Source organism: Pseudomonas sp. xss_2 (assembly GCF_043104195.1).
Taxonomy (GTDB): domain Bacteria; phylum Pseudomonadota; class Gammaproteobacteria; order Pseudomonadales; family Pseudomonadaceae; genus Aquipseudomonas; species Aquipseudomonas urmiensis.
This window is the reverse complement of the sequence record NZ_JBICKL010000005.1, coordinates 1-14,634: the sequence shown is the minus strand read 5'-3', so window position 1 is coordinate 14,634 and position 14,634 is coordinate 1. Positions and strand designations below refer to the sequence as shown.

At 62.4% G+C, this 14,634-nt stretch carries 14 protein-coding genes; all 14 read left to right on the top strand.

Translation table 11 applies throughout. The features are described from left to right. The first annotated feature begins 97 nt into the window (after positions 1 to 97). Positions 98 to 2,227 carry a flagellar biosynthesis protein FlhA gene (gene flhA / locus ACF8K2_RS00530; protein ID WP_186555989.1) on the top strand — a complete coding sequence of 710 codons (2,130 nt, stop codon included), beginning with the start codon at positions 98 to 100 and terminating at the stop codon, positions 2,225 to 2,227. Between the two features lie 11 nt (positions 2,228 to 2,238). Further along, complete coding sequence (flhF, locus tag ACF8K2_RS00525) at positions 2,239 to 3,549, top strand: flagellar biosynthesis protein FlhF (protein ID WP_186555990.1); 1,311 nt, start codon at positions 2,239 to 2,241, stop codon at positions 3,547 to 3,549. A gap of 92 nt (positions 3,550 to 3,641) precedes the next feature. Further along, positions 3,642 to 4,475, top strand: coding sequence for a flagellar synthesis regulator FleN (fleN, locus tag ACF8K2_RS00520; RefSeq protein ID WP_186555991.1), 834 nt, complete (start codon positions 3,642 to 3,644; stop codon positions 4,473 to 4,475). After that, positions 4,472 to 5,212, top strand: coding sequence for an RNA polymerase sigma factor FliA (fliA, locus tag ACF8K2_RS00515; protein WP_186555992.1), 741 nt, complete (start codon positions 4,472 to 4,474; stop codon positions 5,210 to 5,212). The genes fleN and fliA overlap by 4 nt, the downstream gene beginning before the upstream one ends. A gap of 103 nt (positions 5,213 to 5,315) precedes the next feature. Then, positions 5,316 to 5,690: a chemotaxis response regulator CheY gene (locus ACF8K2_RS00510; RefSeq protein WP_186555993.1), complete on the top strand. Its 375-nt coding sequence runs from the start codon at positions 5,316 to 5,318 to the stop codon at positions 5,688 to 5,690. An 18-nt stretch (positions 5,691 to 5,708) separates the two neighbouring features. After that, positions 5,709 to 6,497 carry a protein phosphatase CheZ gene (locus ACF8K2_RS00505; RefSeq protein WP_368973614.1) on the top strand — a complete coding sequence of 263 codons (789 nt, stop codon included), beginning with the start codon at positions 5,709 to 5,711 and terminating at the stop codon, positions 6,495 to 6,497. A 12-nt stretch (positions 6,498 to 6,509) separates the two neighbouring features. Continuing rightward, on the top strand, positions 6,510 to 8,750 hold the full coding sequence (locus ACF8K2_RS00500; RefSeq protein WP_392463005.1) for a chemotaxis protein CheA: 2,241 nt from the start codon (positions 6,510 to 6,512) through the stop codon (positions 8,748 to 8,750). A 45-nt stretch (positions 8,751 to 8,795) separates the two neighbouring features. Next, positions 8,796 to 9,932: a chemotaxis response regulator protein-glutamate methylesterase gene (locus ACF8K2_RS00495; RefSeq protein ID WP_392463004.1), complete on the top strand. Its 1,137-nt coding sequence runs from the start codon at positions 8,796 to 8,798 to the stop codon at positions 9,930 to 9,932. Beyond that, entirely contained in the window at positions 9,932 to 10,672 is a 741-nt protein-coding gene (locus ACF8K2_RS00490) for a flagellar motor protein (protein ID WP_186555997.1), read from the top strand. Before ACF8K2_RS00495 ends, ACF8K2_RS00490 begins: the two co-directional genes overlap by 1 nt. A 3-nt stretch (positions 10,673 to 10,675) precedes the next feature. Then, positions 10,676 to 11,533 (top strand): flagellar motor protein MotD, encoded by an 858-nt coding sequence (gene motD, locus ACF8K2_RS00485; protein WP_392463003.1) that lies wholly within the window; start codon positions 10,676 to 10,678, stop codon positions 11,531 to 11,533. Positions 11,534 to 11,611: 78 nt separating this feature from the next. Continuing rightward, positions 11,612 to 12,400, top strand: coding sequence for a ParA family protein (locus tag ACF8K2_RS00480; protein WP_392463002.1), 789 nt, complete (start codon positions 11,612 to 11,614; stop codon positions 12,398 to 12,400). Continuing rightward, entirely contained in the window at positions 12,400 to 13,290 is an 891-nt protein-coding gene (locus tag ACF8K2_RS00475; protein ID WP_392463001.1) for a CheW domain-containing protein, read from the top strand. Before ACF8K2_RS00480 ends, ACF8K2_RS00475 begins: the two co-directional genes overlap by 1 nt. Positions 13,291 to 13,360: 70 nt before the next feature. After that, positions 13,361 to 13,840: a chemotaxis protein CheW gene (locus ACF8K2_RS00470; protein WP_119143286.1), complete on the top strand. Its 480-nt coding sequence runs from the start codon at positions 13,361 to 13,363 to the stop codon at positions 13,838 to 13,840. Between the two features lies 1 nt (position 13,841). Continuing rightward, entirely contained in the window at positions 13,842 to 14,237 is a 396-nt protein-coding gene (locus ACF8K2_RS00465) for a DUF2802 domain-containing protein (RefSeq protein WP_392462999.1), read from the top strand. Positions 14,238 to 14,634: the final 397 nt, after the last annotated feature.

The window sequence follows — 14,634 nt, the reverse complement described above, 5'->3', positions numbered from 1 at the left end:
CGCAATCTCCCACCTAACGAAAAAGTTGGACAGCTTCTTGCAAAGGCAGCGCCAGGCGCCCTTAACGCGTCAAAGTTTTGCTTGAAGAGGACTCGCGGTGGATCGCACTCAGTTAATCAGCAACGCCCGTAACAACCTGGCCGGACTCGGCCGGGGCAACCTGGGCGTGCCGCTGTTATTGCTGGTGATGTTGGCAATGATGATGTTGCCGATAGCGCCGTTCCTGCTCGACGTGTTCTTCACCTTCAACATCGCCCTGTCGATCGTGGTCCTGCTGGTCTGCGTGTACGCCTTGCGCCCACTGGACTTCGCCGCCTTCCCCACCATCTTGCTGGTGGCCACGCTGCTGCGCCTGGCGCTGAACGTCGCCTCGACCCGGGTGGTGCTGTTGCATGGCCACGAAGGCCACGGCTCGGCAGGTAAGGTCATCCAGGCCTTCGGCGAAGTGGTGATCGGCGGTAACTACGTGGTCGGTGCGGTGGTGTTCGCCATCCTCATGATCATCAACTTCGTGGTCGTGACCAAGGGCGCCGGGCGGATTTCCGAGGTGAGCGCGCGCTTCACCCTCGACGCCATGCCCGGCAAGCAGATGGCCATCGACGCCGACCTCAACGCCGGCCTGATCGACCAGGCACAGGCCAAGTCGCGCCGTGCCGAAGTGGCCCAGGAGGCCGAGTTCTACGGCTCGATGGACGGTGCCAGCAAGTTCGTCCGCGGTGACGCCATCGCCGGCCTGTTGATCCTGTTCATCAACCTGATCGGTGGCATCCTGATCGGCATGTTCTCGCACAACATGGGCTTTAGCGAAGCAGGCAAGATCTACGCGCTGCTGACCATCGGTGACGGTTTGGTGGCGCAATTGCCATCGCTGCTACTGTCGACCGCTGCCGCAATCATGGTCACGCGTGCCTCGGGTTCCGAGGACATGGGCAAGCTGATCAATCGACAAATGTTCGACTCGCCCAAGGCATTGGCGGTCTCGGCGGGCATCATGCTGGTAATGGGCGTGGTGCCGGGCATGCCGCATGTCGCCTTCATCAGCCTTGGCCTGATGTGTGCCGGTGGCGCCTACCTGGTGTGGCGCAAGCAGCAAGCGGCCAAGGTCAAGGCGCAGGAGGAAGTGCAGCGTCAGCAAGACCTGCTGCCGTCGCCGCAGCGTGCCATGGAAACCAAGGAGCTGGGCTGGGACGACGTCACCCCGATCGACATGATCGGCCTTGAAGTCGGTTACCGGCTGATCCCGCTGGTCGACCGTAACCAGGGCGGGCAGTTGCTGGCGCGGATCAAGGGCGTGCGCAAGAAGCTCTCGCAGGATCTGGGCTTCCTCATGCCTACCGTGCACATCCGTGACAACCTCGACCTGCAACCCAGCGCCTATCGCCTGACCCTGATGGGGGTGATCCTGGCCGAGGCGGAGATCTATCCGGATCGCGAGCTTGCGATCAACCCTGGCCAGGTCTTCGGCACCCTCAATGGTATCGCTGCGCGCGACCCGGCGTTCGGCCTGGAAGCGGTGTGGATCGATGTCGCCCAGCGCGCCCAGGCGCAGTCGCTGGGCTACACCGTGGTCGACGCCAGCACTGTGGTCGCCACCCACTTGAACCAGATTTTGCAGAAGCACTGCCACGAGCTGATCGGCCACGAAGAGGTCCAGCAGTTGCTGCAGGTGCTGTCCAAGGCTTCGCCCAAGCTTGCCGAGGAGCTGGTGCCGGGCGTCATTTCCTTGTCGGGGCTGCTCAAGGTCCTGCAAGCACTGCTTTCCGAGCAAGTGCCGGTGCGTGACATCCGCAGTATCGCCGAGGCAATCGCCAACAACGCCGGCAAGAGTCAAGATACCGCCGCGCTGGTTGCCGCAGTGCGCGTCGGATTGTGTCGCGCCATCGTGCAAAGCATTGTCGGCGTTGAGTCTGAGCTGCCTGTGATCACCTTGGAGCCAAGGTTGGAACAGATTTTGCTCAATAGTCTGCAAAGGGCCGGGCAAGGTCAGGAAGATGGTGTTCTTCTTGAACCGAGCATGGCCGAGAAGCTTCAGCGTTCGTTGATCGAAGCGGCCCAGCGTCAGGAGATGCAAGGCCAGCCAGCTATCCTGCTGGTGGCCGGCCCGATCCGCGCCATGCTGTCGCGGTTCGGTCGCCTGGCTGTACCGAATTTGCATGTTTTGGCGTATCAGGAAATACCTGACAACAAGCAAGTCACCATCGTTGCCACCGTGGGCCCCAACGGCTGAGGTAGTGGGTTATGCAAGTTAAGCGTTTTTTCGCCGCCGATATGCGTCAGGCCATGAAGCTGGTCCGTGATGAGCTGGGCGCCGATGCCGCCATCATCGGCAACCGGCGCATTGCCGGCGGTGTCGAGCTGACGGCCGCGCTGGACTACAAATTGTCCGCGCTGGCCCCGCGCGTGCCCAATGCCGAGCTTGAAGACGAGCTGCGCAAGACCCAGTCGCGCATCGCCACCGCCCAGGCCGAGCTGAGCAGCCGCAACGATACCGACGAAGGCAACCGCCAGTTGTTCGCGGGTCTGTCGCTGACCGCATCCGAGCCGTTGATCGAGCCGCACGTCGATGTGCCGCCGGCTGCCGCCGCACCCGCGCCGGCGCCAGTCGATCCGCGCCTGTTCGATGCCATGCGCTCGGAGCTTTCCGGTCTGCGCGAGCTGCTCGAAGTGCAGCTCGGCTCGCTGGCCTGGAGCCAGTTGCAAGGCAGCAAGCCAATGCAGGCCAACCTCTGGCGGCGTCTGCAACGCGTCGGATTGTCTGGCGCACTGGCCCGCGAGCTGCTCGACCTGGTGGCCGAGATCGACGAACCGCGCCAGGCTTGGCGGATGATCCTGGCGCACCTGGCGCGGATGATCGATGTGCCCGAGATCGAACCGATCGAGGAGGGCGGGGTGATCGCCATGGTCGGCCCGGCCGGCATGGGCAAGACCACCACGCTGGCCAAGCTGGCCGCACGTTACGTGCTCAAGTACGGCGCCAGCAACTTGGCTCTGGTGAGCATGGACAGCTTCCGCATCGGCGCCCAGGAGCAGCTCAAGACCCTTGGGCGGATCCTCAACGTGTCGGTGACCTACGTCGATCCTGGCGAGTCGCTGGCCCAGGCGCTGGAGCCGCTACTGCGCAAGCGCGTGGTGCTGATCGATACCGCTGGCCTGCAAGCCAGCGACCCGGCACTGCGCATGCAGCTTGAAACACTTGCAGGGCGCGGGATTGCCGCCAAGAATTACCTGGTGCTGGCCACAACCAGCCAGAAACAGGTGCTCACCGCTGCCTACCACAGCTACAAGCGCTGTGGCCTGGCCGGTTGCATCCTGACCAAACTCGATGAAACGGCCTGCCTCGGCGAAGTATTGAGCCTGGCCATCAGTCATGAACTGCCGGTTGCCTATCTCACCGATGGCCCGCGCATTCCTGACGACCTGCACCTGCCGCGCAAGCACCAGTTGGTCAGCCGCGCAGTCAGTGTGCAAATGCAGGAAGACCCCAGCGAAGAGGCCATGGCCGATATGTTCGCTGATCTCTACCACAACTCTGGCAAACGCGCGGGTTGAGGGAGAACGTAATGCAAAATACCTACATCAAGGGCTTCGAGAACAGCCCCACATGTGGCCTCGGTCCAAGCGAGACAAGGTAAAGAACAAATATGGGTAGCATGCATCCCGTACAGGTGATCGCCGTGACCGGTGGCAAAGGTGGCGTCGGCAAGACTAACGTTTCAGTGAACCTGTCCCTGGCGTTGGCCGAGCTGGGTCGTCGCGTCATGCTGCTGGACGCCGACCTGGGCCTGGCCAATGTCGACGTGCTGCTGGGGCTCACGCCCAAGCGCACCCTGGCTGACGTTATCGAAGGCCGCTGCGAGCTGCGCGATGTGCTGCTGCAGGGGCCAGGTGGGGTACGTATCGTCCCGGCCGCCTCCGGCACCCAGAGCATGGTCCACCTGCAGCCCGCGCAGCACGCGGGCTTGATCCAGGCGTTCAGCGAGATTGGCGACAACCTCGATGTGCTGGTGATCGACACCGCTGCCGGCATCGGCGACTCGGTGGTGAGCTTCGTGCGCGCCGCCCAGGAAGTGCTGCTGGTGGTGTGCGATGAGCCTACGTCGATCACCGACGCCTACGCGCTGATCAAGCTGCTCAATCGCGACTACGGCATGAATCGTTTCCGCGTCCTGGCCAACATGGCGCAGAGCCCGCAGGAAGGGCGCAACCTGTTCGCCAAGTTGACCAAGGTCACGGATCGCTTCCTTGACGTCGCCCTACAATACGTCGGCGCCGTGCCGTACGATGAGTGTGTGCGCAAGGCGGTGCAGAAGCAGCGCGCGGTCTATGAGGCCTTCCCACGGTCCAAGTGCGCATTGGCATTCAAGGCCATTGCGCAGAAGGTCGACAGTTGGCCGTTGCCTGCCAACCCGCGTGGCCACCTGGAGTTTTTCGTCGAGCGACTGGTGCAACCCACCAGCGCGGGACCCGTGCTATGAGTGCAAGCGGTTTCAAGATGTACAGCAAGGCGTCCAAAGATGCTCAGTATGAGTTGATCGAACGCTACGCGCCGCTGGTCAAGCGCATCGCTTATCACCTGCTGGCGCGTCTGCCGGCCAACGTGCAGGTCGAAGACCTGATCCAAGCGGGCATGATTGGCCTGTTGGAAGTGGCCAACAAATACGATGCCAGCAAGGGCGCCAGCTTCGAAACCTACGCCGGTATCCGCATCCGTGGCGCCATGCTCGATGAGGTGCGCAAGGGCGACTGGGCGCCGCGTTCGGTGCACCGTAACACCCGCATGGTCAGCGACGCGATGCGCGCCGTTGAAGCAAGAACCGGTCGCGACGCTAAAGATCACGAGGTTGCTGCCGAACTCCAATTGAGTCTCGATGATTACTACGGGATTTTGAACGATACCCTGGGCAGCCGCCTGTTCAGTTTCGACGACCTGTTACAGGACGGCGAACATGAAGGCCTGCACGAGGATGGAGCCAGCGGCCAGATCGAGCCGTCGCGTGACCTTGAAGACGAGCGCTTCCAGGCCGCGCTGACCGATGCGATCGCCAACCTGCCGGAGCGCGAGCGGCTGGTGCTGGCGCTGTACTACGACGAAGAGCTGAACCTCAAGGAAATCGGTGAGGTGCTTGGGGTCAGCGAGTCGCGTGTTAGCCAGTTACACAGCCAGTGCGCGGCGCGTCTGCGCAGTCGCTTGGGTGAATGGCGGGCGCGGTAGCCGGGGTTCGCTGCAGTCGTTTCACGTTGTACTGAATTGATTGAATGCGCGCTCGGGGGCCGAGCGCGTTTAAGACTGCTTGGAGGTCTACTTGAACAAAGACATGAAAATCCTCATCGTTGACGACTTCTCGACGATGCGGCGAATCATCAAGAATCTGTTGCGTGATCTGGGCTTCACCAACGTCAAGGAAGCCGATGACGGCGTCACCGCGCTGCCGATGTTGCACAGCGAGCACTTCGACTTTCTGGTGACCGACTGGAACATGCCGGGCATGAGCGGGATCGACCTGCTGCGCCAGGTACGGGCCGACGAGCGCCTCAAGGGCATGCCGGTGTTGATGGTCACTGCCGAAGCCAAGCGCGACCAGATCATTGAAGCGGCCCAGGCCGGCGTCAATGGCTATGTGGTCAAGCCTTTCACAGCCCAGGTGCTCAAAGAAAAGATCGAAAAGATCTTCGAACGCGTGAACGGCTAAGTCACGCCAGGGGGCGCTATGGAGTCTAACAACACGTCTCTGGGTGAGTTCGAAACGACCCTGAAGAAGCATGCCCAGGAACTGGTCGAGAGCCTTGAGCGCGGCCGGTTTGGCGACGCGGTGCAGCTGATCCATCAGCTTAACCAGACGCGCGACCGCGGCCTGTATCAGGAAGTCGGCAAACTCACCCGCGAGCTGCACAGCGCGATCGTCAGCTTCCAGATCGACCCGGCCATGCCGCAGGCCGAGGAAGTCTCGCAGATCACCGATGCCACCGAGCGCTTGTCCTACGTGGTCAAGCTGACCGAGGGCGCCGCCAACCGCACCATGGACCTGGTCGAAGAGAGCACCCCGGTGCTCAACGATCTGGCCAGCGAAGCCCAGGCGCTGAGCGCTGACTGGCAGCGCTTCATGCGCCGCGAAGTGGCCGCGCCGGAATTTCGCGAGTTGGTCAAGCGGGTCGACAGTTTCCTGACGCACAGCGCTGAAGGTAACCGCAAGGTCTCCGGGCATCTGAACGACATTCTCCTGGCTCAGGACTACCAAGACCTGACTGGGCAGGTGATCAAGCGCGTCACCGCGTTGGTCACCGAAGTAGAAAGCAATCTGCTCAAGCTCGTGCTGATGGCCAGTCAAGTCGACCGCTTTGCCGGTATCGAACATGACCACCAACAGCTGCGCGCTGAAAAAGATCAAGAAAAACATCCGACTCGGGGTGAAGGTCCGCAGATTCATGCCGATAAGCGTGAAGACGTCGTGTCCGGTCAGGACGATGTCGATGATCTGCTGTCCAGCCTGGGTTTTTAGGGAGCACGTTTAATGAGCTTCGGCGCCGATGAAGAAATCCTTCAGGATTTCCTGGTAGAAGCCGGCGAAATTCTTGAGCAACTGTCCGAGCAATTGGTCGAGCTGGAAAGCCGACCGGATGATGCCGACCTGCTCAATGCAATTTTCCGCGGTTTTCACACTGTAAAAGGGGGCGCCGGCTTCCTTCAGCTCAATGAGCTGGTGGAGTGCTGCCATATCGCAGAGAACGTCTTCGACATCCTGCGCAAAGGTGAGCGTCGGGTCGACGCCGAGCTGATGGACGTGGTCCTCGAAGCGCTGGACACGGTCAACAGCATGTTCGGCCAGGTTCGCGAGCGTAGCGAAGTCACCCCGGCCACGCCTGAGCTGCTGGCGGCCTTGTCGCGTTTGGCTGAGCCCGGCGCTGCTGAGCCGGTTGCCGCGGTCGTCGAAGAGGTGCCGGTGGCCCAGGCACCCGCCGCCGAACCGGACATCACCGACACCGAATTCGAGCAGCTGCTCGACTCGCTCGACGCGGTCAAGGCTGAAGCGGCCGCTGCCGAACAGCTGCAGGGCGAAGCACCTAGCGCTGAAGGCGACGAAATCAGCGACGCTGAGTTCGAATCGCTGCTCGATCAGCTGCATGGCAAGGGCCAGTTCTCGCCTGAGGTCGTGGCCAGCGCTGCTGAGGCCGCTGCTCAGGCGCCGGTTGGCGATGAAATCACCGACGACGAATTCGAAGCGCTGCTCGACCAGTTGCATGGCAAGGGCACCTTCGCCGCCGATGCATTGCCAGCCACGGCGGCGCCTGCCGCTGCTGGCGCGCCTGCGGCGTCGGGCGATGAGATCAGTGAGCATGAGTTCGAAGCCTTGCTCGACCAGTTGCATGGCAAGGGCAAGTTCTCTGGCGACACGGCCACTGCCGAAACCCCAGCGGCTGCCGTTGCTGCCGCACCGGTAGCGGCCAAGGCCCAAGCTCAGCCTGCACCAACGCCTGCGCCCAAACCAGCCCCGGCGCCCGCCGCAGCGCCTGCACCTGCTGCTGCCAAACCGGCCGCCCCAGCCCGTGCCCCGGCCCCGGCTGGCGAGAAGCACGTCAGCGAAGCGGAAACCACCGTGCGGGTCGATACCGCGCGCCTGGACGAGATCATGAACATGGTCGGCGAACTGGTGCTGGTGCGTAACCGCCTGGTGCGCCTGGGCCTCAATAGCGGCGACGAGGCCATGTCCAAGGCTGTGTCCAACCTCGATGTGGTCACCGCCGACTTGCAGACTGCGGTGATGAAAACCCGCATGCAGCCGATCAAGAAGGTCTTCGGCCGCTTCCCGCGCTTGGTCCGTGACCTGGCCCGCCAGCTCAAGAAAGAAATCAACCTGGAGCTGGTCGGTGAAGAAACCGACCTCGACAAGAACCTGGTCGAGGCCCTGGCCGATCCGCTGGTGCACTTGGTGCGCAACGCAGTCGACCATGGCGTGGAAATGCCTGACGAGCGCGAAGCCTCTGGCAAGGCGCGCACCGGCAAGGTGGTGCTGTCGGCCGAGCAGGAAGGCGACCATATCCTGCTGTCGATCTCCGATGACGGCAAGGGCATGGACCCGAACATCCTGCGCGCCAAGGCGGTGGAAAAGGGCCTGATGGACAAGGACGCAGCCGATCGCCTGAGCGAGTCGGACTGCTACAACCTGATCTTCGCCCCGGGCTTCTCGACCAAGACCGAGATCTCCGATGTGTCTGGCCGTGGCGTGGGCATGGACGTGGTGAAAACCAAGATCTCCCAGCTCAATGGCTCGATCAATATCTACTCAGCCAAGGGCCAGGGCTCGAAGATCGTCATCAAGGTGCCGCTGACCTTGGCGATCATGCCGACCCTGATGGTGATGCTGGCCAACCAGGCGTTCGCCTTCCCCCTGGTCAACGTCAACGAGATCTTCCACCTCGACCTGTCGCGCACCAATGTGGTCGACGGTCAGGAGGTGGTGATCGTGCGCGACAAGGCGTTGCCGCTGTTCTACCTCAAGCGCTGGCTGGTCCAGGACCAGGTGCACGAGGAGCAACGCGAGGGCCACGTAGTGATCCTCTCGGTCGGCACCCAGCGCATTGGCTTCGTCGTCGACCAACTGGTCGGCCAGGAAGAGGTGGTGATCAAGCCGTTGGGCAAGATGCTGCAGGGCACGCCGGGTATGTCTGGCGCCACCATCACTGGCGACGGCCGCATCGCGTTGATCCTCGACGTCCCGAGCATGCTCAAGCGTTACGCCGCCAAGCGTTATTGATTTCGGTGGCGCAGCCTGGCGGTTGCGCCGCCTAATGGAGTGTTTATGGCAGTCAAGGTCCTGGTGGTGGATGATTCCGGTTTCTTCCGCCGCCGTGTCTCGGAAATTCTCTCGGCCGACCCGACCATTCAGGTCGTGGGGACCGCGACCAATGGCAAGGAAGCAATCGACCAGGCGCTGTCGCTCAAGCCCGATGTGATCACCATGGACTATGAAATGCCCATGATGGACGGCATCACCGCCGTGCGCCACATCATGCAGCGCTGCCCGACGCCGGTGTTGATGTTCTCCTCGCTGACCCATGAAGGCGCCCGGGTGACCCTCGATGCGCTGGATGCCGGTGCGGTGGACTACCTGCCGAAGAACTTCGAAGACATCTCGCGCAACCCTGACAAGGTCAAGCAGATGCTCTGCGAAAAGGTCCACACCATTTCGCGCAGCAACCGCCGCCTGGGCAGCTACGCCGCGCCTGCGCCGGCCGCAAGCCCAGCGTCGAGCAGCCACGCGCCTTCCAGCAGCTTTGCCAGCAGTGCTCCGGTGCGTGCTGCCGCGCCTGCACCTGCACCTGGGCGTAGCGCCGCGGCTCCCGCTGCAACGCACTCGCCCGCGCCCAAGCGCAAGCCGTACAAACTGGTGGCAATTGGCACCTCGACCGGTGGCCCGGTGGCCCTGCAGCGGGTGCTGACCCAGCTGCCGACCAACTTCCCGGCGCCGATCGTGCTGATCCAGCACATGCCGGCAGCCTTCACCAAGGCCTTCGCCGAACGCCTCGACAAGCTGTGCAAGATCAGCGTCAAGGAAGCCGAAGACGGTGATGTGCTGCGTCCAGGTCTGGCGCTGCTGGCCCCGGGGGGCAAGCAGATGATGGTCGACGGCCGTGGCACGGTGAAGATCCTGCCGGGTGACGAGCGTCTGAACTACAAGCCCTGCGTGGACATTACCTTCGGCTCGGCAGCCAAGTCCTACGGCGACAAAGTGCTCTCGGTGGTACTCACCGGCATGGGCGCGGACGGCCGCGAAGGCGCGCGTTTGCTCAAGCAAGGCGGCAGCACCGTGTGGGCCCAGGATGAAGCCAGCTGTGTGATCTATGGCATGCCCATGGCCATCGTCAAGGCCAACCTGGCCGATGCGGTGTACAGCCTGGACGAGATCGGCAAGCACCTGGTCGAGGCCTGCGTCTGATGGATGTCTTGAGCCTGATTGGCCTGATCCTCGCCTTCGTCGCCATCGTCGGTGGCAACTTCCTCGAGGGTGGCCACGTCGGTGCGCTGCTCAATGGCCCGGCGGCGCTGATCGTGCTGGGCGGCACCCTGGCGGCGGCGTTGTTGCAGGCGCCGTTGTCGTCGTTCAAGCGCGCGCTGCAGATTGTCCGCTGGATCATCTTCCCGCCGCGGGTAGACCTGGCTGGCGGTATCGATCGGGTAGTCAACTGGAGCCTCACCGCTCGCAAGGAAGGCCTGCTGGGGCTGGAAGGGGTGGCCGATGGCGAACCTGATCCGTATGCGCGCAAGGGCTTGCAGTTGCTGGTCGATGGCGCTGAGCCGGAGGCTATCCGGAGTATCCTTGAGGTCGACTTCCTGACCCAGGAAGGCCGTGATATCCAGGCCGCCAAGGTATTTGAAAGCATGGGCGGCTACGCGCCGACCATCGGCATCATCGGCGCGGTGATGGGCCTGATCCATGTGATGGGCAACCTGGCCGATCCTTCGCAGTTGGGCAATGGCATTGCCGTGGCGTTCGTTGCCACCATCTACGGCGTGGCCAGTGCCAACTTGATCCTGCTGCCGATCGCCAACAAGCTCAAAGCCATCGTCATGCGTCAGTCGCGCTATCGCGAGATGCTCCTCGAAGGCCTGCTGTCGATCGCCGAAGGCGAAAACCCACGCTCGATCGAGCTGAAGCTGCAAGGCTTCATGGAGTAAGCCATGCGTCGCCGTCGTCACACTGAGGAACACGAGAATCACGAGCGTTGGCTAGTGTCATATGCCGACTTCATTACCTTGTTGTTCGCCTTCTTCGTGGTCATGTACTCGATCTCCTCGATCAACGAGGGCAAGTACAAGGTCATTTCCCAGGCCCTGCTCGGGGTGTTCAACGACCCTGAGCGGAGCATGAAGCCGATCCCGATCGGCGATGAGCAGCCGCTGAGCGTGAGGCCGGCCGAGCCTCTGATCAAGGACAGCGAGCAGACCGACGCGGGCCTAGCGCAAACCAGCAACGATCCTTTGCAGACCATCAGCGACGATGTGCGCGAAGCGTTTGGCGACTTGATCAAATCTGACCAGATGACTGTGCGTGGCAATGAGCTGTGGGTCGAGGTCGAGCTCAACTCGGCGTTGCTGTTCGGCAGTGGCGATGCCATGCCCAGCGACGTTGCCTTCGAGATCATCGAGAAGGTGGCCAATATCCTCAAGCCGTTCGCCAACCCGGTGCATGTCGAAGGCTTTACCGACAACATGCCGATCCGGACTGCCCAGTACCCAACCAACTGGGAACTGTCGGCCTCGCGCGCGGCGAGCATCGTCCGCCTGCTGGCGATGAACGGTGTCAACCCTGGGCGGATGGCCTCGGTGGGCTATGGCGAATACCAACCGGTGGCGAGCAACGACAGCGCCGAAGGGCGTGCGCGTAACCGCCGGGTGGTGCTGGTGATTTCGCGCAACCTGGAAGTGCGCCGCAGCCTGACCGGGACCGGCAGCGCCAATGCTACGCCGGATTCAGCATTGCGCCGCGCTGGCACACAAAGTGCACCTGCAACGTCTGCAGCGGCGGGAGGGGGCTAGCCCCGTCAAATCCCCGTCACCCAAATCCACACCGTTCCCGGCAGGGCAGGCGGCCATACCGGGAGGAAGCAAGGCACCATGAGAGTCTGGGCAGTAGCCAATCAAAAAGGTGGCGTCGGCAAGACCACCACTACCATCGCTCTGGCCGGGCTGCTGGCCGAGGCGGGCAAGCGCGTGGTCGTGGTCGACCTTGACCCGCACGGCTCCATGACCAGCTATTTCGGACACAACCCCGATGCGCTGGAGCACAGCTGCTATGACCTGTTCCTGCACAAGGGCACGGTGCCTGAGGGACTGCCGGGGCAATTGCTGCTGCCGACCAGTGATGAGCGTATTTCCCTGCTGCCTTCGAGTACCGCGCTGGCCGTGCTAGAACGCCAGTCGCCAGGGCAGAGTGGCCTGGGCCTGGTGATCGCCAAGAGTCTGGCGCAGCTGTGGCAGGATTTCGACTTCGCCCTGATCGACAGCCCGCCCTTGCTCGGCGTGCTGATGGTCAATGCCCTGGCCGCCAGTCAGCAGCTGGTGATTCCGGTGCAGACCGAGTTTCTTGCGGTCAAAGGCCTGGAGCGGATGGTCGGCACCCTGGCCATGGTCAACCGCTCGCGCAAGCAGGCGCTGCCCTACCAGATCGTGCCGACCCTGTTCGATCGCCGTACCCAGGCTTCCTTGGGCACGCTCAAAGTGCTGCGCGATACCTACGCCGAGAACGTCTGGCAGGGCTATATCCCGGTCGACACGCGTCTGCGCGATGCTAGCCGGGCGGGCGTCACGCCTTCGCAGTTCGACGGCAAGAGCCGCGGGGTGGTTGCCTATCGCGCCTTGCTCAAGCACTTGCTCACCTACAAATCCGCACTGCAGGTGGCCTGATGAACTCAGCCCGGCCCATTACCAGCAAGCCGCAGTTGGCCTTGCAGACCTATCTGGACGGCTTGCTGCAGGAAGCTACCGAGACATTCGAGGCGCCCGCTGCAGAGCCTGCGCCGAGCGAAGACTTCGAGGCTGCGGTACGCGAAGAGCAGGCCCGCGACGCCCAGCGTCAGGTTGAGCCCGCGCCAACGTTAGCCTCACGGCCTTTTGCCGAGCCGCAACCCAAGGTGCTCGCCACGGTGCTGGCGCCTGCCGTGCCAGTCGCAGAACCTGTGGTCACCGTGGTCGAGGCCCAGGTGGTGGTCGAAGCCAGTATTCCGGTGCTCACCGAAGTACAGGCGCCTGAGCCGGTCGCGCCGTTGGTCGAGGTCCATCTGCCTGCGCCCAACGTTCCAGCGCCGCCAGCGACGATTGACGGCCGGCCGCAGTGGGCCGCCGAGCCGTTCGAATGCTTGCTGTTCGATGTCGCCGGGTTGACCCTGGCGGTACCCCTGGTATGCCTGGGGTCGATCTATAGCCTGGCCGGCCAGGAGTTGACACCACTGTTTGGCCAGCCGGACTGGTTCCTCGGCATCCTCAGCTGCCAGGCGGGCAATCTCAAGGTTCTGGATACCGCGCGCTGGGTGATGCCTGACCGCTACCGTGATGATTTCCGCCAGGGCTTGCAGTACGTGATTTCTGTCCAGGGCTATGAGTGGGGGCTGGCGGTGCATCAGGTCAGCCGTTCGTTGCGCCTGGACCCGAACGAGATCAAGTGGCGCAGCCAGCGCGGGCAACGTCCGTGGTTGGCCGGCACGGTGATCGAACACATGTGTGCCTTGCTCGATGTCGCTGAACTGGCCGAGTTGATCGCCAGCGGCGCCGTCAAGCAGTTGCACGGCAAACACTAATAAATGACGGCCGCTGCTGCCGCGGCCACACCGAGCACACCGCCGATGGCGGATTTTGAGGGGTAGGGGAATGAAAAAGTCGTCCGCACAAGGTTCCGAAGATCCGATCCTGCAGTGGGTAACCTTCCGCCTGGACAACGAGTCCTATGGCATCAATGTCATGCAGGTGCAGGAAGTCCTGCGTTACACCGAGATCGCTCCGGTTCCGGGCGCGCCGAGCTATGTGCTGGGCATCATCAACCTGCGCGGTAACGTGGTCACCGTGATCGACACACGCCAGCGCTTTGGCCTGGTGCCGACCGAAGTGACCGACAACACCCGTATTGTCATCATCGAGGCCGACAAGCAAGTGGTCGGCATCCTGGTCGATAGCGTCGCGGAAGTTGTCTACCTGCGTCAGTCGGAGATCGAGACCGCGCCAAACGTGGGTAACGAAGAGTCGGCCAAGTTCATCCAGGGCGTGTGCAACAAGAATGGCGAGCTGCTGATTCTGGTCGAGCTGGACAAGATGATGACCGAGGAAGAGTGGTCCGAGCTGGAGAACATCTGAGTTGATTTTCGAGGTTGCTGTCATCTTCCTGGCGCTGTTGTGGGCGCTGAGCCTGTGGTTTTTTCTGAACTACAGCAAGCGTCAGCGTGAGCTGGCCGCCCAGCAGGCTCAAGGTGATGCGCTGCGCGACCAGCGCATCAAGGACTTGGCCAAGCGCCTGGATGATTACCAGAATGGCACTGTGCGCATGGGGGAGGCGATCCATGAGCTGCGTGCGGTGGTGGCGCCGTTGCCAGACAAGCTGCAGCAACTGGAGCAGCGCGATCCCAATGATGTGACCTTTACTCAAGCCGCCAAGCTGGTGGGGATGGGGGCTAGCGTTGAGGAGTTGACTCAGACGTGTGGTTTGACTCAGGCTGAGGCGCAGTTGATGAGTAAGCTTCATCGGGCTGACTGATTGAAAAGGGCGACCTGAATAGGTCGCTTTTTTTTATTCGCAGTGTGGCTGCAAGCTATTTTGGGTTCTTGGGTTCTTGGGTTCTTGGGTTCTTGGGTTATTTAGACTTATCCATTTTTGATGGAGACGCTGATTCACCTTTCCGCCCTTACGGCGGGTCACTTTTGGTCGTGGCCAAAAGTAACCAAAAGCCGTGCGCTCCACCATCCGGCCCTACGCTGCGCTTCGGGTCCCCTCGCTTCGGTGCCTCCCGGGCCCGCGCGGCCTACGATTTGCTGCGCAAATCTACATCTCGCGCCTTCGGCTACGCCGAAGGGTGCTGCGCACCTGGCCCTACAGACACCTACGCTCGGCCTCCTGAAGTCGCGAAGTTAGTGGCGGCGACTGGACTGGCGTT

What these genes read in the sequence shown, in the direction of transcription:
- flhF (WP_186555990.1), top strand. Translation starts at nt 2,239, where the DNA reads ATGCAAGTTAAGCGTTTTTTCGCCGCCGATATGCGTCAGGCCATGAAG.
- fleN (WP_186555991.1), top strand. Translation starts at nt 3,642, where the DNA reads ATGGGTAGCATGCATCCCGTACAGGTGATCGCCGTGACCGGTGGCAAA.
- fliA (WP_186555992.1), top strand. Translation starts at nt 4,472, where the DNA reads ATGAGTGCAAGCGGTTTCAAGATGTACAGCAAGGCGTCCAAAGATGCT.
- ACF8K2_RS00510 (WP_186555993.1), top strand. Translation starts at nt 5,316, where the DNA reads ATGAAAATCCTCATCGTTGACGACTTCTCGACGATGCGGCGAATCATC.
- ACF8K2_RS00505 (WP_368973614.1), top strand. Translation starts at nt 5,709, where the DNA reads ATGGAGTCTAACAACACGTCTCTGGGTGAGTTCGAAACGACCCTGAAG.
- ACF8K2_RS00500 (WP_392463005.1), top strand. Translation starts at nt 6,510, where the DNA reads ATGAGCTTCGGCGCCGATGAAGAAATCCTTCAGGATTTCCTGGTAGAA.
- ACF8K2_RS00495 (WP_392463004.1), top strand. Translation starts at nt 8,796, where the DNA reads ATGGCAGTCAAGGTCCTGGTGGTGGATGATTCCGGTTTCTTCCGCCGC.
- ACF8K2_RS00490 (WP_186555997.1), top strand. Translation starts at nt 9,932, where the DNA reads ATGGATGTCTTGAGCCTGATTGGCCTGATCCTCGCCTTCGTCGCCATC.
- motD (WP_392463003.1), top strand. Translation starts at nt 10,676, where the DNA reads ATGCGTCGCCGTCGTCACACTGAGGAACACGAGAATCACGAGCGTTGG.
- ACF8K2_RS00480 (WP_392463002.1), top strand. Translation starts at nt 11,612, where the DNA reads ATGAGAGTCTGGGCAGTAGCCAATCAAAAAGGTGGCGTCGGCAAGACC.
- ACF8K2_RS00475 (WP_392463001.1), top strand. Translation starts at nt 12,400, where the DNA reads ATGAACTCAGCCCGGCCCATTACCAGCAAGCCGCAGTTGGCCTTGCAG.
- ACF8K2_RS00470 (WP_119143286.1), top strand. Translation starts at nt 13,361, where the DNA reads ATGAAAAAGTCGTCCGCACAAGGTTCCGAAGATCCGATCCTGCAGTGG.